General features: G+C 66.5%; 15 protein-coding genes and 1 pseudogene. 13 read left to right on the forward strand and 3 right to left on the reverse strand.

Translation table 11 applies throughout. The features are described from left to right. Nucleotides 1–60: 60 nt before the first annotated feature. Nucleotides 61–2,277, forward strand: a pseudogene (locus F8O06_RS02925) (heavy metal translocating P-type ATPase); the annotation flags it as partial. Here F8O06_RS02925 and F8O06_RS02930 read toward each other — a convergent pair. After that, nucleotides 2,275–3,003 (reverse strand): VIT family protein, encoded by a 729-nt coding sequence (locus F8O06_RS02930; protein WP_158037361.1) that lies wholly within the window; start codon nt 3,001–3,003, stop codon nt 2,275–2,277. The pseudogene F8O06_RS02925 and the gene F8O06_RS02930 overlap by 3 nt on opposite strands. 203 nt (nt 3,004–3,206) lie before the next feature. Between F8O06_RS02930 and F8O06_RS02935 the strand changes: the two genes are divergently transcribed. The 11 genes from F8O06_RS02935 to F8O06_RS02985 all read left to right on the forward strand — a co-directional run bounded on the left by F8O06_RS02935 (nt 3,207) and on the right by F8O06_RS02985 (nt 18,624). Beyond that, nucleotides 3,207–3,602: an ArsR/SmtB family transcription factor gene (locus F8O06_RS02935; RefSeq protein WP_158037362.1), complete on the forward strand. Its 396-nt coding sequence runs from the start codon at nt 3,207–3,209 to the stop codon at nt 3,600–3,602. Then, entirely contained in the window at nt 3,602–4,528 is a 927-nt protein-coding gene (locus tag F8O06_RS02940) for a cation diffusion facilitator family transporter (protein WP_158032027.1), read from the forward strand. Before F8O06_RS02935 ends, F8O06_RS02940 begins: the two co-directional genes overlap by 1 nt. A 443-nt stretch (nt 4,529–4,971) precedes the next feature. Continuing rightward, complete coding sequence (locus F8O06_RS02945; RefSeq protein ID WP_158037363.1) at nt 4,972–5,943, forward strand: ATP-binding cassette domain-containing protein; 972 nt, start codon at nt 4,972–4,974, stop codon at nt 5,941–5,943. After that, on the forward strand, nt 5,940–8,147 hold the full coding sequence (locus F8O06_RS02950; RefSeq protein ID WP_158037364.1) for a YhgE/Pip domain-containing protein: 2,208 nt from the start codon (nt 5,940–5,942) through the stop codon (nt 8,145–8,147). Before F8O06_RS02945 ends, F8O06_RS02950 begins: the two co-directional genes overlap by 4 nt. Continuing rightward, on the forward strand, nt 8,147–8,800 hold the full coding sequence (locus tag F8O06_RS02955) for a TetR/AcrR family transcriptional regulator (protein ID WP_158037365.1): 654 nt from the start codon (nt 8,147–8,149) through the stop codon (nt 8,798–8,800). Before F8O06_RS02950 ends, F8O06_RS02955 begins: the two co-directional genes overlap by 1 nt. Before the next feature lie 10 nt (nt 8,801–8,810). After that, nucleotides 8,811–11,324, forward strand: coding sequence for an ATP-dependent helicase (locus F8O06_RS02960; protein ID WP_158037366.1), 2,514 nt, complete (start codon nt 8,811–8,813; stop codon nt 11,322–11,324). 37 nt (nt 11,325–11,361) lie between these two features. Next, entirely contained in the window at nt 11,362–12,597 is a 1,236-nt protein-coding gene (locus tag F8O06_RS02965) for a DUF6350 family protein (RefSeq protein WP_158037367.1), read from the forward strand. A gap of 9 nt (nt 12,598–12,606) precedes the next feature. Continuing rightward, nucleotides 12,607–13,236, forward strand: a complete 630-nt coding sequence (gene purN, locus F8O06_RS02970; protein ID WP_158037368.1) for a phosphoribosylglycinamide formyltransferase — start codon at nt 12,607–12,609, stop codon at nt 13,234–13,236. A 13-nt stretch (nt 13,237–13,249) separates the two neighbouring features. Then, complete coding sequence (gene purH / locus F8O06_RS02975) at nt 13,250–14,842, forward strand: bifunctional phosphoribosylaminoimidazolecarboxamide formyltransferase/IMP cyclohydrolase (RefSeq protein ID WP_158037369.1); 1,593 nt, start codon at nt 13,250–13,252, stop codon at nt 14,840–14,842. A 129-nt stretch (nt 14,843–14,971) separates the two neighbouring features. Further along, entirely contained in the window at nt 14,972–16,780 is a 1,809-nt protein-coding gene (locus F8O06_RS02980) for an ABC transporter ATP-binding protein (RefSeq protein ID WP_225733348.1), read from the forward strand. Next, on the forward strand, nt 16,777–18,624 hold the full coding sequence (locus tag F8O06_RS02985; protein ID WP_158037370.1) for an ABC transporter ATP-binding protein: 1,848 nt from the start codon (nt 16,777–16,779) through the stop codon (nt 18,622–18,624). The genes F8O06_RS02980 and F8O06_RS02985 overlap by 4 nt, the downstream gene beginning before the upstream one ends. Here the strand turns inward: F8O06_RS02985 and F8O06_RS02990 are convergent. After that, nucleotides 18,593–19,891: an MFS transporter gene (locus F8O06_RS02990; protein WP_158037371.1), complete on the reverse strand. Its 1,299-nt coding sequence runs from the start codon at nt 19,889–19,891 to the stop codon at nt 18,593–18,595. The genes F8O06_RS02985 and F8O06_RS02990 overlap by 32 nt on opposite strands. Nucleotides 19,892–20,037: 146 nt before the next feature. Between F8O06_RS02990 and F8O06_RS02995 the strand changes: the two genes are divergently transcribed. Then, nucleotides 20,038–20,559 (forward strand): hypothetical protein, encoded by a 522-nt coding sequence (locus F8O06_RS02995; RefSeq protein ID WP_158037372.1) that lies wholly within the window; start codon nt 20,038–20,040, stop codon nt 20,557–20,559. A 30-nt stretch (nt 20,560–20,589) separates the two neighbouring features. On the opposite strand, the gene purU is transcribed toward F8O06_RS02995, so the two are convergent. Continuing rightward, nucleotides 20,590–21,462 (reverse strand): formyltetrahydrofolate deformylase, encoded by an 873-nt coding sequence (purU, locus tag F8O06_RS03000; RefSeq protein ID WP_158037373.1) that lies wholly within the window; start codon nt 21,460–21,462, stop codon nt 20,590–20,592. Between the last annotated feature and the right edge of the window lie 31 nt (nt 21,463–21,493).

A 21,493-nucleotide genomic window follows, 5' to 3' on the forward strand; every position in this document is an offset into this window, starting at 1 on the left:
GACGAGCGCCGCTCGCAGTGAGGGTTCCCAGTGTCGGCGGGTCGGGCTATGGTGTCTGACATGAACGGGACCCCAGACGACCGCAGCGAGATGTCTCACGATGACGGCATGTCGCATCAGGGCGTGCGCCATGACGACATGGCGCACGATATGTCGCACATGCAGAAGAGCTACGGCACAACGAGTGAAGACGCTCTGGCCGGCATGGCAGATATGGGCGATATGGCAGACATGACCGGTACAGGATCGATGGCCCACATGCATCATGCCGGGCACGTGCTGCGCTTCCGACGCCTCTTCTGGATCATGCTCGCGCTGTCGATTCCCACTGTGCTGCTCAGCTCGATGTTCGCAGACATCTTCGGTTACGGCCTGCCTGATGCGCGGTGGGTCACTTGGGTGAGTCCAGTTCTGGGCACCGTCATCTATGCGTGGGGCGGCCGACCCTTTCTTTCCGGCGCCGTCGACGAGATTCGGTCTCGGCAGCCGGGCATGATGCTGCTGATCGCGCTTGCGATTACCGTGGCCTTTCTCAGCTCGTGGGGTGCGTCGCTGCATCTGCTGAGTCATGAGCTCGACTTCTGGTGGGAACTCGCGCTGCTCGTGGTCATCATGCTGCTCGGCCACTGGATCGAGATGCGCTCGCTCGCCCGCAGCGGGTCTGCGCTCGACTCACTGGCCGCTCTGCTGCCCGACGTGGCCGAGCGCGTGGTCGCTCATGGCGATGGCGAGCAGACCCAGGAGGTGGCGCCGGCAGAGCTGCGTGAGGGCGATATCGTTCTGGTGCGGCCGGGTGGCTCGGTACCGGCCGACGGCGTCGTCATCGACGGCACCGCGAGCCTCGATGAGTCGATGATCACTGGCGAGTCCCGCCCAGTGCGGCGCTCGCTCGGCGACCACGTCGTCGCCGGCACCGTTGCGACGGATTCCGGCCTGCGCGTCCGTGTGACGGCAGTGGGGCAGAGCACGGCGCTCGCAGGCATCCAGCGTCTGATCTCCGATGCGCAGCAGTCCACGTCGCACACGCAGCGTCTGGCCGACCGTGCTGCCGGGTGGCTGTTCTGGTTCACGATCGCCGCGGCTGCGATCACGGCGATCGTCTGGGTCGTCGGCGGGCGGCCTGATCAGGCGGTCGTCCGAGCGATCAGCGTGCTGGTGATCGCGTGCCCGCACGCCCTCGGGCTGGCGATCCCGCTGGTGGTCTCGATCGCCACCGAGATCGCGGCGCGCTCCGGCGTGCTGGTCAGTGATCGGCTCGCGCTTGAGCGGATGCGCACCGTCGACACGGTGATCTTCGACAAGACCGGCACACTGACACAAGGGCGCCCAGAGGTCACTGCGGTGCTGCCCGTGGGCCAGTCGACGTCGAATCAGCCTAGTTCGAGTGCGGCCGAGAACGCAGTGCTGTTGACGGCAGCCGCAGTCGAGAAGAGCTCGGAACATCCGCTTGCCGCTGCGATCGTCGGGGCGGCGCAGCAGAGAGAACTCGCACTGTTGCCGGTCGATGACTTCGTGTCGGCTCCGGCGACCGGGGTCTCTGGCACGGTCAATGGACACCGCGTTCGCATCGGCGGGCCGGCAATGCTGGCCGAGACCGGCTTGGCGGAGCTGGAAGGGGTCGAGGCATGGCGTGCCGAAGGCGCGATCATCCTGCATGTGGTCGTCGACGAACGAGTCGTTGGTGCGCTGCGTCTCGCTGACGCCGTGCGCCCCGAATCGAAGCAGGCGGTCGCCGCGCTGCACGATCGCGGGTGCCAAGTGATGATGCTCACGGGCGACGCGGAGGCCGTCGCAGACCATGTGGCCGAGTCCGTCGGCATCGATCGCGTCTTCGCCCAGGTGCGCGCCGAAGACAAGGCCGCGAAGCTTCGAGGTCTTCAGGGTGAAGGCCGCATCGTGGCGATGGTCGGCGACGGGGTCAACGACGCACCTGCACTGGCTCAGGCCGATGTGGGGCTGGCGATCGGGGCCGGAACCGATGTGGCGCGCGGTGCCGCAGGCATCGTGCTGGCCGGGTCGGATCCGCGCGCCGTGGTCTCGGTCATGGAGCTTTCGCGGCACACCTACCGCAAAATGCTGCAGAATCTGTGGTGGGCCGTCGGTTACAACCTGATTGCGGTGCCACTGGCCGCCGGTGTGCTCGCTCCCCTCGGCTTCGTCCTGCCGATGAGCGTTGGGGCCCTGCTGATGTCAGCTTCGACCGTCGTCGTGGCGATCAACGCCCAGCTGCTGCGCGAGATTGATCTGAGTCCGACACGCCTATGCCGTCAGATCTTAGGCCCCGACGGTGGTGCCGAAGAGCATGCCCACGGCATAGGTCACGACCATCGTGAGCAGCCCCATGCCGACGTTGCGCACGACGGCCCGGCCACGTTGCGCACCGCCGAGCGTGGCGCTGACGAACCCAGTGAGCAGCAGCGCGATCGCGACGGCCACGATGGTCACCCCGATGCGCACCGTCTGGTCGAGTGGCAGCAGCATGGCAATCAGCGGAATCAGCGCGCCGACGGTGAACGAGACGAATGACGACCCGGCTGCGGCCCAAGGATTGGTCAGCGCATCAGGGTCGATGCCGAGCTCCGCATCAGCATGAGCGCGCAGCGCGTCGTGCTTGGTGAGGTCGCGTGCGACCAGCTTCGCCACCTCGGGGGTGACTCCGCGGTCGACGTAGATGCCGACCAGTTCGTCGAACTCTTCACGGGGCATCGTCTTCAGCTCGTGGCGTTCCTTGGCGAGCATCGCCTTCTCTGTATCGCGCTGTGTGCTTACTGAGACGTACTCGCCACCGGCCATCGAGAAGGCACCGGCGACTAGTGCCGCGATCCCGGAAGCGGCGATTGCCACCGTGTTCGTCGTCGCGCCGGCGACGCCGATGATAGTGCCTGCGACCGAGACGATGCCGTCGTTGGCTCCAAGCACGCCTGCGCGCAGCCAGTTGAGCTTCTCTCCGACCGCTTCGACATGCTCTTCGCCCTCGTGGTGGGCGTGGGTCGACTTCGCCATGACGGTTCCTCTCGCCGGTGGATTCTGCAGGTGATGACTCTCATGGGATTGTACTGACCGCCGCGGGCCGGCCTGGTGCGCGGCACTGATCACCGCCGCGCAGATCTGACGGTCGGTATGTCATCGCCATTCCTCTCCGCGGAGCCGAACCGCGTTCTCGATGGGCACTTACAATTATCGTTGAGCGTCGATATCATCGTCTTATGGCGATCAAACTCACAGAGCAGGGGCCGATCCGCAGTACCGACTACGCGCAGCTGTTCCATGCTGTGGCCGATCCTGCTCGACTGCGCATTCTGCGCCACCTGATGCTCGGCGAACACAATGTGAGTCAGCTCGTCGACCATCTCGGGCTGGCCCAGTCGACTGTGAGCGCACATCTTGCCTGTCTGCGTGACTGCGGGCTCGTTCGACCTCGTGTGTCAGGACGGTCGACCTACCACTCGATTGTCGCCGAGGGAGAGGTGCGGCGACTGCTCTCGGCCGCCGAGTCTCTGATCGCTGCTACCGGAGTCTCAGGGCGGCATCCGCATGATCATTCACGCATCGAGCGCAGCGTCGATGCGATGCCTGCGGCGTCGGCGCGAGAGGAGGACTGATGCACGACACGCACACTGCCCCAGACGGCGGAGTCGGCGGCCGTGCCCAGCGTCGCCGTCTCGCTTTTGCCTTCGGCATCACGGCCACGATATTGGTGGCCCAGGCGATCGGCGCGGTCGTCACCGGCAGCCTCGCGCTCACCACCGACACGGTGCATATGCTGGTCGATTCGTCTGGCCTGCTGCTCGCACTGGTCACGGCGCATCTGGTGCTGCGGCCGGCGTCGCCGGAGCGCACTTGGGGGTTCCGCAGACTCGAAGTCGTCGCTGCACTGGTGCAGGCGGGGGTGCTGCTGGCTGTCGGGGTCTATGCGCTCGTCTCAGGTGTGCTGCGGCTCTTTCGGCCGCCTGAGGTGCCGCCTGTCGAGCTGCTCGTCTTCGGTGTCATCGGGCTGTTGTGCAACATGCTCTCGATCATGGTGCTGGCCGGTGGTCGCGAATCCAGTTTCAATATGCGCGGCGCGTTTCTCGAGGTGCTCAACGACGCACTGGGGTCGGTCGGCGTGATCGCAGCGGCCGTCGTCATTTGGGCGACCGGCTGGCAGCAGGCGGATGCGGTGGCGGGGCTGTTCATCGCGGTGCTGATCGTTCCGCGTGCGGTCGTTCTGCTGCGCGACACCGTGCAGGTGCTGATGGAGTTCACACCGAAGGGCCTCGACCTCGCCGATGTGCGGCGGCATATTCTGTCTGTCGACCACGTGCGCGAAGTACATGATCTGCATGCGTCGACGATCGCGACCGGGCTGCCGGTGCTCTCGGCGCACGTCGTCGTCGACGACCAGTGCTTTCGCGATGGGCATGCGCCGCTGATTCTCGAAGAGCTGCGCGACTGTCTGTCGCGGCACTTCGACATCTCGATCGAGCATTCGACGCTGCAGATCGAGACCGCCGGGGTGAAGGCGGGCGAGACTCTGCACCACGAGTAGGGGCTGAGTAGTGGCATTCAGGGTGTCTGTTCTGCACTGATCGCGCGAAAACATGGGGTTCTGGTGTGCTCTGTGCCTGCACCGATTGCTCGGCACCGCCACGGATTGGACGAAAACACCGTGTTTTGGTGCGAACGTGGTCTGCCCCGGCCAATCGACGCAGGTGCCTGCCTGTCTGGCGGTGGCACGAGCCGGCAGGCTGAGCTGCAGCGGTGTGGCGCAGGCCGCAAGATGGTGCAGCAGCGTGAGGTGTGTCGGCGGCGTCGGCTTGGGTCAGCAGGCGGATGCTGCGGTCGTGTGAAGCATCCTGGCGCACACGCTTCACAGCGATTGCATAAAACTGACCGGTCAGTATAAAGTTGCAATCAGTACAACGACGTCGGCTGCTGGCGCCGTAGGCGCCATCTGATCGACACCATGAGACAGAGACGAAGGTGGCATACGTGCAGCACGCAGACGTGAGCGAAGACTCCCGCGCAGAGCATAGGCGCGATCTGTCTCGCGACGCTGACGGCAGTGCCGACTCTGTCGACCTCGCCACACAGCCCCTCTGGTCTCTGGCGAACTCTGACGGCGCCCCACTTGTCGAGTACCGGGCTGCAGAACTGCGCACGAAGCGCGGGCAGGTCTACGGCCCCTTGACCTTCGTGTCGAGCACTCGCTTCGTCGTGCTGCTCGGCAACCGAGGCGACGGCCGCACGGCGCTGCAGCTCTGCGCCGCAGGGCGCATGCATCCCAGCGCCGGTGAGATTCTCACCGAGGGCATCGACATCGTGAAAGAGGGCCGTCGCGTGCGTCGGCTGACCGGCATCGTGGCTTTTCGCAGCATCGACGACCTGGAACCGCGGGCGAGCATCAGCGATCTGCTGCGTGAACGCACCCGGTGGGCGACGCCGTGGTGGAAGTATGTCCCGCGTTTCACCGAGGAACGCACCGCTGAAGCGCTTCGTCTCGTCTTCGGAGAGATTCCCCTGCCCAGTCACAAACAGCTGGCCGGCGGTCTCACCGAGACGCAGGAGTTTCTCTTCAAAGTGGTTCTCGCGCTGATCGAGCGTCCGGAGGTGCTGGTCATCGACGACCTCGATCAAGTCCATGACACCGAGGCGCGCGCGCAGATCATCCGTCGCCTCGAGACGCTCAACCGTGGCGGAGTCGGCGTGCTGATGGTCTCGTCCGACGAGCGGGACTTCGAGCTCACCCCGCCTCTGCAGGTCGAACATGAGCTCGTTCGCATCGCCGACATCACCGGTGATCGCGGCCCCCGCGGGTTACGCGAGCGCATCGAGCGTCGCGTCGCCGAGCGACGGGCGTCGGATGCGGTGGCCGGCGAGCAGAACGCCGCAGCCACGAGCCCCGCCGGCGTCGATTCCCCCAGCACGTCTGCGACACAGCAAGATCAGGAGCCTCACGCATGAACATCTTCGCCACTCTGAGCACCGAGCTCAAAAGGTTCTGGCGCGGCAGCCTCACCAAAGTCGCCGTGCTCATCATCGTGCTGTTCCCCCTGATCTACGGGGCGCTCTACCTGTGGGCCTACTGGTCGCCAACCACAAACATGGGGTCGATGCCGGTCGCCCTCGTCAACGAGGATCAGCCCGCGACCACGAGCCAGGGCGAGCAGATCGACGTCGGCAAGCAGCTGGTCGAGAACCTGCAGGAGGACGGCAGCCTCGGCTGGCGCCTCGTCGACGCGAAGACCGCTGCCGACGGGGTCTCCGACGGTGACTACTACTTCTCACTGGTGATTCCCAGCGACTTCTCCAGCACGATCGCAGCCGCTGGAACCGATGCGGCGGCGCCTGCGAAACTGCAGGTCACCTACAACGACGCCAACAGCTACCTGGCCACCACGCTGGGCAAGTCTGCGATGACGAAGGTGCGCGACTCACTCGCACAGCAGACCAGCGAGCAGACCGCGAACGGCCTCCTGGTCGGCATCAACACGCTCTCTGACGGCATCCACCAGGCGTCTGACGGCTCGGCTCAGCTGGCCGACGGGTCGACGCAGCTGGTCGACGGCTCGGGGCAGCTGGTGGTCGGCATGAACGCCCTCGCCTCTGGCGCAGTGACGCTGAACACGGGAGCGGCCCAACTGGCCACAGGAGCCGACAAACTGGCTGTCGGCACGCAGCAGGCGAAAACCGGCTCGGCTCAGCTGGCCGCGGGCGCTCAGACCTTGGCACAGGGCACGCAGAAGACCGATTCCGGCGCACAACAGCTGTCTGCAGGCGTACAGAGTCTGTCCCAGAAGTACGACGGGCTCGTGAACGAAGTCAGTGCGGCGAACTCCCAGGTGCAGGCTCACCGCGACACGATTCAGCGAGTCGGGCAGGATGCGCAGACGCTCTCAGACCAGCTGGCCACGCTGAACGGCGGGCCGAACACCCCCGAGACGCAGGCGGCCCTGGGTCAGGCGATCGCAGGTCTCAAGGCGATCCAGCCTCAGACCGACCAGACAGCGCAGGCGATCGCACGGCTGGAGGCGTTGAAGACTCTGCTCAATTCCAGCGGAAGCTGGCAGCAGATCAGTGGTGATCTCTCGGCTGGGGCCAAGACGCTGGAGGGCCTTCCTGACCGTCTGAACGATGCGCAACAGCAGGTGGTGAACGGGCAGGACGCCATTCACAAAGAGCTCGTGCCCGGTGCCCAGCAGCTTGCCGCAGGCACACAGCAGGTCACCGAGGGTGCGCAGACCCTTGCGCAGAAGGCTGGAGAGCTCTCCGCAGGCGTTGGGCAGCTGAACGACGGCGCCCAGCAGCTCTCAGACGGCGCGACCAAGCTCGCGGGGGGCACCGGCGATCTGGTGACCGGCACGAACAGTGCGAGCAGCGGCGCCAGCCAGCTGAACGACGGCACCCAGCAGCTTAACGACGGTGCGCAGGAGCTCTCCGGCAAGCTGTCAGACGGCGCGGCGAAGGCCCCCAGCTTCTCTGACGAGTCTCGTGAGTCAAACGCAAAGGCCACAGCCGACCCGGTGCAGGTCGATGCGAACGAGCACAACCTCGCCTCGGCGCTGGGGCAGGGATTCGCCCCGATGTTCACCATGCTCGCGCTCTTCGTGGGCGGCGTGATCAACTGGCTGGTGCTGCGCCCGTTCCCGAAGCGTCCGATGGCCAGCAACGCCAGCGGATTCCGCACGGTGATGGCAGGCTTCGCTCCGGCGATCATCATGGGCATCGCGCAGGCGGTCATCCTCTTCGTGGTGCTGCAGCAGGTTTTGGGGCTCGATGCACAGCATCCGGTCTGGCTGGCGTTGTTCATGGTGCTCGTCTCGCTCAGCTTCCTCGCCCTGCAGCAGATGCTCATCATCGTGTTCGGCAGCGCTCCGGGCCGTGTCGTGAGCATTATCCTGCTGATGCTGCAGCTGACCTCGGCTGGCGGCACCTACCCGATCGAGACCACGCCGGCGTTCTTCCAGGCGCTGCATCCGTACATGCCCGGAACGTATGCCATTGAGGGCATGCGTCAGCTGACCGTCGGCGGCATCGACGGCCGGATGACCGGCTGCATCGGGTTCCTGCTCGGCATGCTGATCGTCGCGCTCACGATCAGCTCGATTACTGCGGCCAGGCAGAAGGTCTGGAACATGACCCGGCTGCACCCTGAGATCGAGGTCTGATGCATCACTCGAAGACCCGAGACGCCATCCTGCGCGCAGCCGTCGAGCTCGCGGCGAGCCAAGGCATCAGCGGCACCTCGATGGATGCCATCGCCGAGACGGCCGGAGTCGCCAAGGGCAGCCTGTACTACAACTTCAAGTCGAAGGATGCGATCTTCGAAGAGCTCGTTCACACCGGGCTCAACGACTTGGCGGAGTACCTGGAGCGCTCGCGCGCGCAGCTTCGCGGGGGCGCAGCGCTGGCCGCCATGATCCACGAGATGTTCGGCATTCTGCAGCGGCATCCGCAGATGGCGAAGATCCTGGCCGCAGAGCTGTTCCGCACCGATCGCTCCTGGGCTGACAGCCTGATGCTGCTGCAGCGCGGCATCGTCGAGCAGTTCCATGAGTGTCTGGTCGAGGCCTGGGGCGACGAGGCGTCGGCGGATGCTCCGCTCACCTCGATCTCGGCATCCGGCGTCTTCGGCATGGTGCTGTTCGCCGGCATCGGCTGGCTGCGGTTCTTTCCGGAGCGAACGCTCGACGAGGCGACCCAGGCCACGCTGCTCACCCTTGCCGTTCCAGGCATCGACCAGTGGCATCCTGATGCCGTCAGCGGGGCTGAGCGAGGCCAGAGTCACGGCTGCTCACACGATGTCGCACCTCGACCGTAGAATCGAGCAGATGCCACTCACGTCAGAAGACCCCAGCTCCGACCACTCGTCGAACCGTGACCCGCGGCCAGCGAAGGGCGCAGCCGACACCCCTGAGGCCGATCAGCAGCTCGTGCGCGGGCTGAACCCGCAGCAGCGTGAGGCCGTGCTCTACTCGGGGCAGTCACTGCTGATCGTGGCTGGTGCGGGGTCGGGCAAGACACGCGTGCTCACCCACCGCATCGCGCATCTCATCGCCACGCACCGAGCCTGGCCCAGCCAGATTCTGGCGATCACGTTCACGAACAAGGCCGCCAACGAGATGCGCGAGCGCGTGGGTCAGCTGCTGGGCGGGGCCGCCGAGGGCATGTGGATCAGCACGTTTCATTCGGCGTGCGTGCGCATCCTCAGACGCGAGATCTCCGAGCTGGGGTACAACTCCAGCTTCACCATCTACGACACACACGACTCGCGCGTGCTGCTCAAACGGCTGATCAAAGAGCGACATGCCGACACCGACGGTCTGACTCCGGCTGCGGCACAGCACCGCATCTCACAGCTGAAGAACGAACTGCGCGACGCCGACGATCTCTCCCGCGACTCAGGCAGCCGCAGCCCGGTCGACGAAGCGCTGATCGACGTCTTCCGCGCCTACGATCAGGCGCTGCTGCGCGCGAACGCGCTGGACTTCGACGACATTCTCGTGCAGACGGTGCACCTGTTCGAGGCATTTCCCGAGGTGCGGCGACGCTACCAGCACAAGTTTCGACACGTGCTCGTCGACGAGTACCAAGACACCAACAAGGCACAGTACGAGCTCATCCGCCTGCTGACGACCTCAGCCGACGGCGCCGGTCCGGCGACCGCTCCCCGCCGAAGTGAGCCGCGCATCCTCGCGGTCGACGGCTCGACTGCGACCGAGCAGACGGGCGTGCGGCAGAGCAGCGAGGCGGTGGCGAGCTTCGGCGGCCCGCAGCACGTCGACGCCCCGACGCTGACGGTCGTCGGCGACTCCGATCAGTCGATCTATGCGTTCCGCGGCGCCGATATGCGCAACATCGTCGACTTCGAGAAAGACTTTCCAGGCACGCACGTCGTGCTGCTCGAGCAGAACTACCGATCGACCCAGCGCATCCTGAGTGCGGCCAATGCGGTCATCGGCAACAACTTCGACCGTGCTGAGAAGAATCTCTGGAGTGCCCTGGGCGAGGGCGAGAAGATCACCGCCTACGCGGGCTACACGGCTCACGACGAAGCCCAGTTCGTCGCCGACCGCATCGACGATCTGCACCTGGACGGGCTCGACTACCGAGACATCGCGGTCTTCTACCGCACCAACGCGCAGACTCGGGCGCTCGAAGAGATCTTCGTGCGTGCCGGTATCCCGTATCGCCTCATCGGCGGAACCAAGTTCTACGATCGCGCCGAGGTGAAAGACGCGCTCGCCTATCTCGTGGCGATCGCCAACCCGGTCGACGAGCTCTCGGTCAGGCGCATCCTGAACGTGCCCAAACGCGGCATCGGCCCCACCACCGAGCAGCGGCTGATGATGTTCGCCGAGCAGCAGCGCATCGACCTGCCCACAGCGCTCACGCGTGCCGAAGAGATCGGGCTGGGCCCCAAAGTGACGCAGGCGATGAGCGCGCTCGGCGGTGCCATCGTCGAGGCCCGCACCGCCCTCGCAGAGGATCGTCTCGACGATGTGGTCGGCCGGTTCTTCGAGCACATCGGCATCATCGAGGTGCTGCGCAGCTCGCTGGACGCTCAGGATCAGGCCCGTGCCGAGAATCTCGAGGAGTTCCTCGCCCAGCTGACCGACTACGTCGACAAGCATCCCGACGCGAGCATGGTCGACTTTCTCACCGAGGTGCAGCTCACCGCAGCGGCCGACGACCTCGACGACGAGTCGGGCACCGTGTCGCTGATGACTCTGCACACCGCCAAAGGGCTGGAGTACCCGGCCGTGTTCATCACCGGGCTCGAAGAGGGGCTGCTGCCGCATCAGATGTCGATCGACGAGATCGGCGGCCTCGCCGAAGAGCGGCGACTGTTCTACGTGGGCATCACGCGAGCCCGCCGTCGGCTCTTCCTCAGTCTGGCGATCAACCGCACCGTGTTCGGTCAGACCCGCGACCAGCTGCCGAGTCGCTTTCTCGACGAGATTCCGAGCGAACTCATCGACTGGCGGCAGCATCCCGACGAGATCGGGGCGAACCGTCGGGGCATCAGCTGGGGAGGCAGCCAGCGCGCCAGCGACGACGATGACTTCGAGACCGGCGGGGGATGGGGCGGGGCCCGCAGTCGCGACGTACGACCGAAGCGCAGCGGCGCCACACACGCCTGGGCCAACGAGATCGGCGTCGGCTCGACCCCGAAGACCGAACTGCACCTGGCCGCAGGCGACCGCATCAGACACAAGAGCTTCGGCGAGGGCACCGTCGAAGAGCTCACCGGAAGAGGTGCGAAGCAGGTGGCTGCAGTGCGCTTCGACTCAGGGCAGCGCAAGAAGCTCGTGGTCGCCCTTGCCCCGATCGAGGCACTGTGAGACGGTGCGCACTCGGCGAGACGGGTAACCTGTTCTGGTGCTGAGACGTCGACTTCGCGAGATCGCCCCGGTGAGCGTCGAGCCGCTCACCCTGCTGCTGGTCACGTTCCTGCCGCTGCTGGTCGTCACCACCGCCATGTGGATCTTCGACGACGGTCTGCGCACCTCCTGGGGCGGTGCCTGGTCACTGGCTGTGCGCGTGTGGCTGCTCGGCTTCGGCGTGCCCAGCGAGGTGACCGCAGGCGCGCTCGCCGCACCCGGCACCATCGGCTCGTATTCGTTCACGCTGATGCCGCTGGGCGTGCTCATCGGCGCCGTGTGGTCGAGCTGGCGCAGCGGAAGCCGCACCGCTCAGGCAGGGCCGCTGCCCACCGTGTGGATCGGCTACGCGCTCGTTCTGGCCGTCGCCGTCGGGCTGCTGGCGACCACGGCATCGAACGCGTCGGCGCGCGTCTCTCTGCTGCCTGCCCTGCTGCTGCCCTGGCTGCTCAACCTCATCGTGTTCGTTGCGGCCACTCTGGTGCATGCGCCTGACTCACGGCCGGGCGCAGGCGTGCGCGTGCTGCTGAGTCGGCTGCGCACATGGACGCACATCGACGAGGTCGTCGCCGGACCGTTCGTCTGGGCGGCTCTGCGCGGCGCAGCTGTCACGATGGTCGCGCTCGTCGGCGCCGCGACGATCGGTCTGACCGTCTCGGTGCTGGGCAACTGGATGAGCATCGTCGCCGTCTACGAGTCGCTGCACGGCGGATGGACCGGTGTGATCATCATGAGTCTCACCCAGCTGCTCTACCTGCCGAACCTCATGATCTGGGCGATCGCCTGGGTCGGCGGTGCTGGCATCGCTGTGGGCACGGGGTCGCTGGCCTCACCGCTCGGCACTCTGGTCGCCCCGATGCCGGCCATTCCGGTGCTCGGCGCGATTCCCACTGGTGGCTCTTGGCAGATCGTGCTGTTGCTGCTGCCCGTTCTGGCGGGGTTCGTCGGGGTCTGGTTCGCGCTGCGACCTCTGGCCGCAGAGCTGGTCGGCGGATGGCATGGCTGGCTTGTCGTCGCGGCCAGCGCAGTCGGTCAGGCCGTCGCGACCTGGCTGGTGCTGACGGTGCTGGCCGCGCTGGCGTCAGGCGCTCTCGGCCCGGGACGGCTGCAGGAGGTCGGCGTGCCGATCTGGCGCATGATCATTCCGGCCGGCTTCGTGGCGCTCGGTGCGCTCATCGCAGCCACAGTTCTGCTGCTCAGGCGACCGGCGCTCGACGAGACTGCGAACCGGTAGGCTGGACAGGTGCTCAGACTCGTCGTGCTCATCTCGGGAGCGGGAACCAACCTTCGTGCGCTCATCGCGGCGCAGTCCCAGCCTGACAGCGGCTTCGAGATCGTGGCCGTCGGAGCCGACCGAGCTGCCGCCGGGCTCGACTATGCCGACGACGCCGGCATCCCGACATTTCGGGTCGACTATCGGAACCATCCCGATCGTGGCTCATGGGGGCGCGCCCTTGCGGCTGCAGCAGACGACTTCCGGCCCGATCTGATCGTGCTCTCGGGACTGATGCGCATTCTGCCCGCCGAGCTCGTCGACCACTGGGCGCACCGCATCGTGAACACGCATCCCGCGCTGCTGCCGAGCTTTCCCGGCGCTCACGCCGTGCGTGATGCGCTCGCCGCCGGGGTCGACGAGACCGGCGCGACCGTGCACCTCGTCGACAGCGGGGTCGACACCGGGCCGGTGCTGGCCCAGCAGAGCGTGGCGATCGTCGCCGGCGACGACGAGACGACTCTGCACGACCGCATCAAGGTCGCCGAACGGCAGCTGCTCGCGCAGACGCTCACCCGCATCGCACACGGCGACATCGACTGTGATGCGGTCGCCGTGGCGACGCAGCCACCGACCTCACAACTTCGAACCCACGATTGAAGGAGACAATCTGATGAGTGCTGGACACAGCGCAGGCGAATACCGCGAACGCGATGTCGTGCCGATCAAGCGCGCGCTGATCTCGGTGTCGGACAAGACCGATCTCGACCGACTCGGTCGTGCGCTGGCCGAGGCAGGCGTCGAAGTGATCTCGACCGGATCGACCGCCAAAGCGGTCGCCGCCACCGGTGCCAAGGTCACCGAAGTCAGCGAGCTGACCGGGTTTCCCGAGTCGCTCGACGGTCGCGTCAAGACCCTGCATCCCAAGGTGCACGCGGGCATCCTCGCCGACCTGCGCCTGAGCGACCACGAGAAGCAGCTCGACGAGCTCGGCATCGAGCCGTTCGACCTCGTCGTGGTGAACCTGTACCCGTTCGTGCAGACCGTCGCCTCGGGCGCACAGGGCGACGACGTGGTCGAGCAGATCGACATCGGCGGGCCCACGCTCGTGCGCGCTGCGGCCAAGAACCACGCCAATGTGGCGATTGTCGTCGACCCGGCCGACTACTCGGCGATCATTGCGTCGCTGCAGGGCGGCACCTCGCTGGCGCAGCGTCGCAATCTGGCCGCGAAGGCGTTCGCCCATACCGCAGAGTACGATCGTGCCGTTGCCGACTGGTTCCAGAGCAACCTGGTCAGCCATCCCGAGGCTGAGGGTCGCTTCTGGCCTGAGAGCGTCGGCGTGGCCGGCGAGCTCGGCCACGTGCTGCGCTACGGCGAGAACCCGCATCAGCAGGCTGCGCTCTACCGCGAGCCCCTGGGACACGGCATCGCTCAGGCCGAGCAGCTGCACGGCAAAGAGATGAGCTACAACAACTACGTCGACGCCGATGCCGCGCTGCGCGCTGCATTCGACTTCGAGGCTCCGGCCGTCGCGATCATCAAGCACGCAAACCCCTGCGGCATCGCGGTCGGCGAGACCATCGAAGAGGCGCACCAGAAGGCGCACGCCTGCGACCCGCTCTCGGCCTACGGCGGCGTGATCGCGGCCAACCGCACCATCACTCTGGCCATGGCCGAGACGGTGAAGGGCATCTTCACCGAGGTCGTGGTCGCTCCGGACTTCGAGCCGGCGGCGCTTGAACTGCTCGAGACCAAGAAGAACATTCGCCTGTTGCGTCTGCCCGACGACTTCTCGCGCGACGAGACGATCTTCAAGCAGATCTCTGGCGGCCTGCTGGTCAGCGACGCAGACAACTTTCCGGGGCATGTCGACAGCTCGAAGTGGCAGCTGGTCACCGGCGACGAGGTCGACGAGGCCACCCGTCGCGATCTCGAGTTCGCCTGGGCCGCCGTGCGATCGGTCAAGTCGAACGCCATCCTGCTCGCTCACGACGGTGCGTCGGTCGGCGTCGGCATGGGCCAGGTCAACCGAGTCGACTCGGCACACCTCGCGGTGAACCGTGCCGGTGATCGGGCCAAAGGCTCGGTTGCCGCGTCAGACGCCTTCTTCCCGTTCGCCGACGGTCTCGAAGTGCTGCTCACAGCCGGTGTGCGCGCCGTCGTCGAGCCCGGCGGCTCGATTCGCGACGACGAGGTCATCGCTGCGGCGAAGCAGGCGGGTGTTCCGCTCTATTTCACCGGTGAGCGTCACTTCTTCCACTGATCATCGTCGTCATCTGACTGCACTCCTGTGACCGAGCCCCGCCCAGCACACAAGCCCACCCGGGCTTCGTCTGGGCGGGGCTCGTCGGCGTCCCAGCGGAGTTCATCAGCGTCCCGGCAGGGCTCGTCCATGTCTGATGGCGCTGCCCGAACCGGCAGCCTGCCGCACGACATGGTGCGTTCGACGCCGCAGGGGGCCAGCATGTCGACGCTGCTGAGGCTGCTGCCCGCGCTGAAACCGGTGATCTGGCGCTACGTGGCCGGGCTGTGCGTCGGCTTCGCCGCCACCGGACTCGGTCTGGCCATCCCACAGGTGATCCGCGCGCTCGTCGACGGGCCGATCAGCGCCGGGCGAGACTCGGGCAGCTCCCGCGGCGTCTGGGTGGCTGCCGGCATAGTGCTCGCGCTCGGCGTGCTGCAGGCCGCCATGTGGTACTCCAGACGCATGCTGCTGATGGGCCCGATGGTCGGTGTCGAGCACCGGCTGCGCACATCGCTCTTCGATCATCTGCTCGATCTGTCGGTATCGTTTCACGATCACTGGGAGTCAGGACAGCTGCTCTCTCGGGCGAGCACCGATCTCAGCCGCATCAGACGCTGGCTGTCGTTCGGTTCGATCCTGCTCGTCGTCAACGTCACGACGGCCGTCGTCGGCATCGTGATCCTCATCGCGCTCAGCCCGCCGCTCGGCGGCATCTTCGCATTGTTCGCCATACCGACAGCCTGGCTCTCGCTGCGCTTCCAGCTGCGCTATCGGGTGCTGACCCGACGCGGCCTCGACCAGGCCGGTGCGCTCGCCACCGAAGTCGAAGAGAGCGTGCAGGGCATTCGAGTCATCACGGCATTCGGGCGCAGCGGCGAGTTCGCCGACCAGTTCATGGACGCCGCACGTCGGCAGCGCGACACCGAGATCGACAAGGCACGGTCGTTGTCGGGCATCCGCATGTGGCTGTCGCTGCTGCCGCAGCTCGCCTTCGCGGTCTGTCTCGCCGCCGGCGTCTGGCTGGTGCGTGACGGCGCTCTCTCACTGGGCGACGTCGTGGCGTTCTTCGGCACCGCGGCCTTTCTGCTCTGGCCGGTGCGGTCGTTGGGCTTCGCCTTCGCCGACGTCATGGACGCCACTGCAGCCACCGCGCGGGTCTTCGAAGTGCTCGACACGGCACCAGACGTCACCGACCCGGTCGATCCCATCGAGGACGACCCCGACCCGAGTCGCATCGGCGAGCTCCTCTTCGACGACGTGCATGTCGGCTACGGCGACCGCGAGGTGCTTGCCGGTGTCGATCTTCGGATCGCCCCGGGTGAGACAGTGGCTCTGGTCGGTGCCACCGGATCGGGCAAGACGGTCATGGTCGAGCTGGTGCCCCGGTTCATGGACGTCACGGGCGGTGCCGTGCGCGTCGGCGGGGTCGACGTGCGCGACATGACCCGACAGCGGCTGCGTGGGCAGCTCGGCATGGCCTTCGAAGCCCCGCAACTCTTCTCGGGCACGGTTCGCGAGAACGTACTCGTGGGGTGCCCGGATGCCGATGCCGATCAGCTCGACGAGGCGCTGGCGATCGCTCAGGCAGGATTCGTCTATGACCTGCCCGACGGCGTCGACACCGTCATCGGCGAAGAGGGGCAGAGCCTCAGCGGCGGTCAGCGTCAGCGGCTGGCACTGGCGCGTGCCATCGCAGCCGAACCGCGCATCCTCGTGCTCGACGACCCGCTCTCGGCGCTCGACGTCAACACTGAAGCATTGGTGGAGGCCAGCCTGCGCCGTGTGCTGCAGGGCGTCACCGCGCTGATCGTGGCCCACCGCCCGTCGACCGTCGCGCTGGCCGACCGCGTCGCTGTGCTGCGCGACGGGCGCATCGTCGCCACAGGAAGACACGACGAACTGCTGCGCAGCGACCCGTACTACCGTCAGCTGATGTCGTTGGAGGTGACCTCATGAGCGCAGCCGACGACCAGAATGCGCCGCTCGGCGTCTCACTTGAGCACCGTACGGCGGTGGATGCGCAGCAGTCGCGTCGCCTGCGCCGGCGATCGCTGCGTCTGCTCGCAGAACTCGTGCGACCCGTGCGCGGCCGAGCCATCCTGCTGTCGCTGTGCGTCGTCGTGGCACAGGCCGCAGGCTCGCTCGGACCGCTGCTGATCGCCACTGCGCTCGATCACGCCCTGCCCGCCGCCATCGACGGCAGCCTCGACGAGCTGACTCTGGTGATCTGCGCCTACCTGGCCGCGGCGGTGTGCGAAGCCGGACTGATGCGCATCTTCGTCGTGCAGACTTCGTCGCTCACGCAAGGAGTGCTGCTCAGTCTGCGACGCCGCCTCTTCGTGCACACACAGCGGCTCGGCGTGAGCTTCCACGAGGGCTACACCTCTGGACGCGTGATCAGCCGACAGACGAACGACATCGACAGCATCCGCACTGCGCTCGACTCAGGGCTCAACGACCTCGTCACCGCAGTGATGCGCATGCTCTTCATCGCGGTGGCGCTCTTCCTGCTCGACCCGATCAGCGGTCTGGTCGCGGTCGTCGCGCTGATCCCGGCGGCGCTGCTCACCCGCTGGTTCCAGGGAGTCTCGACCAGGCTGTATCGCGAGTCGAGCGAGCGCTCGGCCCGACTCATCGTGCGCTTCGTCGAGGTGCTGCACGGCATCCGAGCGGTGCTGTCGTTCCGCACAGAGCGGCGTGACGCGGCACGCTACAGCAGACTGAGCGCACAGTACGCCGAGGCGAGCCGTCGCCAGATCACCACCATGGGCATCTTCTTCACACTGCTCGCCCTGATCTCGAACGTCGCGATCGCCGCGCTGGTGGCGGTCAACGGGCTGCGTGTGATGGACGGCACGATCGGCGTCGGGGTACTGATCGGGTCGCTGCTCTACCTCACCCAGTTCTTCCAGCCGATGGAGGAGATCGGCATGTTCGCGAACACCTTCCAGTCGGCCGCCGCCGCTCTCGAGAAAGTCTCGGGAGTGCTCGAAGAGCAGCCGGCTGTGCGCCCCGCCGCCGGCCAGATCGCCGAAGACCGGGCGCAGGGGCGCATCGACTTCGACGACGTGACGTTCGCGTATACGGGGCTCGGGTCGAAGCGCGGTGCGACCGAACCGGTGCTCTCCGGGCTCGACCTGCACATCCCCGCAGGGCAGACCGTCGCCCTCGTCGGCGCGACTGGCGCCGGAAAATCGACCATCGTCAAGCTGCTCGCCCGGTTCTACGATCCCAGTGCGGGCATGGTGCGCCTCGACGGGCTCGACCTGCGCGAGATCCCTGATGCCCAGCTGCGTCGTGATGTGGTGATGGTGACACAGGAGGCCTTTCTGTTCAGCGGCACGATCGCCTCGAACATCGCGCTGGGGCGGCCCGGTGCCAGCCGCGAGCAGATCGCGGCGGCGGCGGATGCCGTGGGCGCCGATGCCTTCATCCGTGCGCTGCCTGAGGGGTACGACACCCCGATCAGCCATCGCGGCATTCGACTGTCAGCGGGGCAGCAGCAGCTGGTCTCGTTCGCTCGCGCCCTGATCGCCGACCCGCGCGTGCTGGTGCTCGACGAAGCGACCAGCTCGCTCGACATCCCGGGCGAGCGCGAGATACAGCTGGGGCTGCGCCGCCTGCTCGCCGACCGCACGGCGGTGATCATCGCGCACCGGCTGTCGACCGTTCGAGACGCCGACCGGGTGATCGTGCTCGACCACGGCGCCATCGTCGAAGACGACGCCCCTGGCCGTCTGATCGCAGCGGGCGGTGCCTACGCTGATCTCAATCGTCGCTGGCAGGAGTCACTGCAGTAGCACTTGGGCCGTCGTTCCGGGTCGCATCGCGCCCGAGCACGCGGTACGAGACGATCAGCGCGATGCCCAGCGCAGCCGCCGCGACCAGTGCGACTCCCGGCCACCACATCCATCGCAGGGCCAGGCCTGCGAACCAGCCGAGCAGACTTGACCCGGCGTAATAGAAGAGGTTGTAGAGCGAGCCCGCCTGCGCACGCCCCTGCAGCGCGATCGCGCCCACCCAGCCCGATGCGATCGCGTGAGCGGCGAAGAACCCGGCGGTGAACAGGAGCAGTCCGGCGAGAATCGCCCAGATGCTCGAGAACAGAGTGATCAGGGCCCCGGCGAGCATCATCGCGGTCGACGCGGCGAGCACATGGTGCCGCCCCCAGCGGCCGACGAACGAGCCGGCCATCGACGACGAGAGCGTGCCGACCAAGTAGGCGAGAAAGAGCAGGCTGACGATGGTCTGAGGCAGGTCGTAGGGAGGCTGGGTGAGGCGGAACCCCAGGTAGTTGTACACGGCGACGAACGAACCCATCAGCAGAAAGCCGTTGAGAAAGAGTACAAGCGTTCGCGGGTTGCGCAGGTGGCGTCTCACCTGGACGAAGACCCGTGCGTCGGGCAGCAGGTTCGTCGGGCGTCGCCGCAGCGGAACGAAGCCGCGGGAGCGGGGAATGACCGACACGAACACGATCGCGGCGGTGACGCACACCAAGACGACGGCGAGCACGCCGAGCTTCCAGCTGCCGGTGAGCTCGGTGACCGGCCCCGAGATGATGCGGCCCGAGAGCCCGCCGATCGACGTGCCGGCGACGTAGATCGCGCTGGCCTTTGCGGCGGCTCGGCGCGAGACTTCTTCGTTCAGGTAGGCGATCGCGATGGCAGGCACGCCACCCAGCGCACAGCCCTCAAGCAGCCGGAACACGACGATCGGGCCGATCGAGTCGAAGGCGATCGCGCTCAGGGCGAGCACGGAGGCGGCGCTGATCGAGCAGACCATGGCCGGCACACGGCCGATGTGGTCGGCGAACGACGACCATGGAATGACGCTGATCGCGATGCCCAGGGTGACCGCAGAGACGGTCAGGGCAGTGCTCGCCTCGTCTGTGCCGAGGGCATGACTCACCTCGGGCAGGATCGCCTGAAACGAATAGAGCTGGGCGAAGGTCGCAACGCCGGCGCAGAAGAGACCGAGCAGGATGCGGCGGTAGGCGGGTGAACCGGGCTCATGACCTGACCACGGCTGGTCGTCGGCTGCAGACTGCGCGTGCGAGCGGTCGGACACAGGTGACGTCGCCTCCTTCAGCTGCCGGGAGCGGCCGGCGAGCGCAGCCGGCACGGTCACCAGCGTAGACCATGCGACCTGCTAGCATTCCGACCGGGGGAGTCGTCTTGTGATCCCTCGATTGTGCCGATGAAAGGATCCCAGTCATGTCCACTCTGCCTCCGCCGCCGCCAGGTTCGAACCACCCGGGCAGCACCCCTCCCGCGCCGCCGGCTCCTCCTGCCGGCTTCGGCGCGCAGCCCCAGTTCGGCGGCCAGCCCGCGCAGCCACAGTTCGGCGGTCCGCAGCCTCCACAGCAGCCTGGCTATGGGCAGCAGATGCCGCAGCAGCGTTCGGGCGGATCGGCGATGGGCGATATGTTCAATCTCGACTTCGGCAACTCGGCGGCCGGCCGCAAAGCACGCGGGGGCTACCTCATCGTGCTGATCTCGGCGTTGGCAGCCGCGGCGAACACCATCGTGCTCGGCATTATCTACTCGATTCAGCTGTTCAAGACGACCTCGTCGATCGCCGCCTCGTTCACCGGAGCGAACACGACCGGCGGCATGCTCTTCGGCGTCTACCTGCTGCTGGCGAGCATCATCGGCAGCCTGCTCACCGCAGCCGCCGTGCTGGTGGTCGCTCGAACGATCTTCAGCAACTACGTGCGTCTCAACGAGCGCGGCTGACCCGCGAGGTCATGGCGTCGGTGCCCCTCATCACTGGAAGATGATGGTGCGCTGGCCGTCGCGCAGGATGCGCCGCTCGGCGAACCAGGTCACCGCCTGCCGCAGCGTGCGGCTCTCGACGTCCTGGCCGATCGCCCGCAGCTGCGCGGGCGATTTCGAATGATCGACGCGCACCACGTTCTGCTCGATGATCGGGCCCTCGTCGAGGTCAGCGGTCACGAAGTGCGCGGTGGCGCCGATCAGCTTCACGCCGCGCTGGTGGGCCTGCAGATACGGATTCGCACCCTTGAACCCGGGCAGGAACGAATGATGGATGTTGATCGCACGGCCTGAGAGAAAGTCGCAGAGCTCTGGCGAGAGAATCTGCATGTAGCGGGCGAGAACGACCAGCTCGATGTCGTTCTCTTCGACGTACTTCATGATGCGCTGTTCGAACGCATGCTTGTCTTCGGCGCTCTTGATCGGCAGCGAGGTGAACGGCACCCCGTAGAACCCGGCGAGATCGGCCAGATCGGGGTGGTTGCCGAACACGCGGGGAATCTCGATGTTGGTCTGGCCCGAGTTCTGCCGAAAGAGCAGATCCTGCAGGCAGTGCGCGGCCTTCGACACGAGCACGAGCGTCTTGGTCGGGCGGTCCGACTCGCGCAGCGTCAGATCCAGGTGATACTGCTCCACGACCGGAGTCAGCGCGGCGCGCAGCTGGCGTTCGCTCGCCGGCGTGCTGATGCGCAGCCGCATGAAGAAGCGACCCGTGTCGGTGCTGTGGAACTGCTGCGATTCTTCGATGTTGCCGTGAGCGTCGACGATGCCGCCCGTGATGGCGTGGACCAGTCCCGGCTGATCGTCACACGTGATGGTGATGATCCAGTCGTTGTTCGGGGTGCTGTCTGTGTGCTGGGTCACGATGAAAGATCTCCGCTCGATGCTTGACGAC

It is taken from the genome of Pseudoclavibacter sp. CFCC 14310 (assembly GCF_008831165.1).
GTDB lineage: Bacteria > Actinomycetota > Actinomycetes > Actinomycetales > Microbacteriaceae > Pseudoclavibacter_A.

What these genes read in the sequence shown, in the direction of transcription:
- F8O06_RS02940 (WP_158032027.1), top strand. Translation starts at nt 3,602, where the DNA reads ATGCACGACACGCACACTGCCCCAGACGGCGGAGTCGGCGGCCGTGCC.
- F8O06_RS02960 (WP_158037366.1), top strand. Translation starts at nt 8,811, where the DNA reads ATGCCACTCACGTCAGAAGACCCCAGCTCCGACCACTCGTCGAACCGT.
- F8O06_RS02955 (WP_158037365.1), top strand. Translation starts at nt 8,147, where the DNA reads ATGCATCACTCGAAGACCCGAGACGCCATCCTGCGCGCAGCCGTCGAG.
- F8O06_RS02950 (WP_158037364.1), top strand. Translation starts at nt 5,940, where the DNA reads ATGAACATCTTCGCCACTCTGAGCACCGAGCTCAAAAGGTTCTGGCGC.
- purH (WP_158037369.1), top strand. Translation starts at nt 13,250, where the DNA reads ATGAGTGCTGGACACAGCGCAGGCGAATACCGCGAACGCGATGTCGTG.
- F8O06_RS02930 (WP_158037361.1), bottom strand. Translation starts at nt 3,003, where the DNA reads ATGGCGAAGTCGACCCACGCCCACCACGAGGGCGAAGAGCATGTCGAA.
- F8O06_RS02985 (WP_158037370.1), top strand. Translation starts at nt 16,777, where the DNA reads ATGAGCGCAGCCGACGACCAGAATGCGCCGCTCGGCGTCTCACTTGAG.
- F8O06_RS02980 (WP_225733348.1), top strand. Translation starts at nt 14,972, where the DNA reads ATGTCTGATGGCGCTGCCCGAACCGGCAGCCTGCCGCACGACATGGTG.
- F8O06_RS02935 (WP_158037362.1), top strand. Translation starts at nt 3,207, where the DNA reads ATGGCGATCAAACTCACAGAGCAGGGGCCGATCCGCAGTACCGACTAC.
- F8O06_RS02995 (WP_158037372.1), top strand. Translation starts at nt 20,038, where the DNA reads ATGTCCACTCTGCCTCCGCCGCCGCCAGGTTCGAACCACCCGGGCAGC.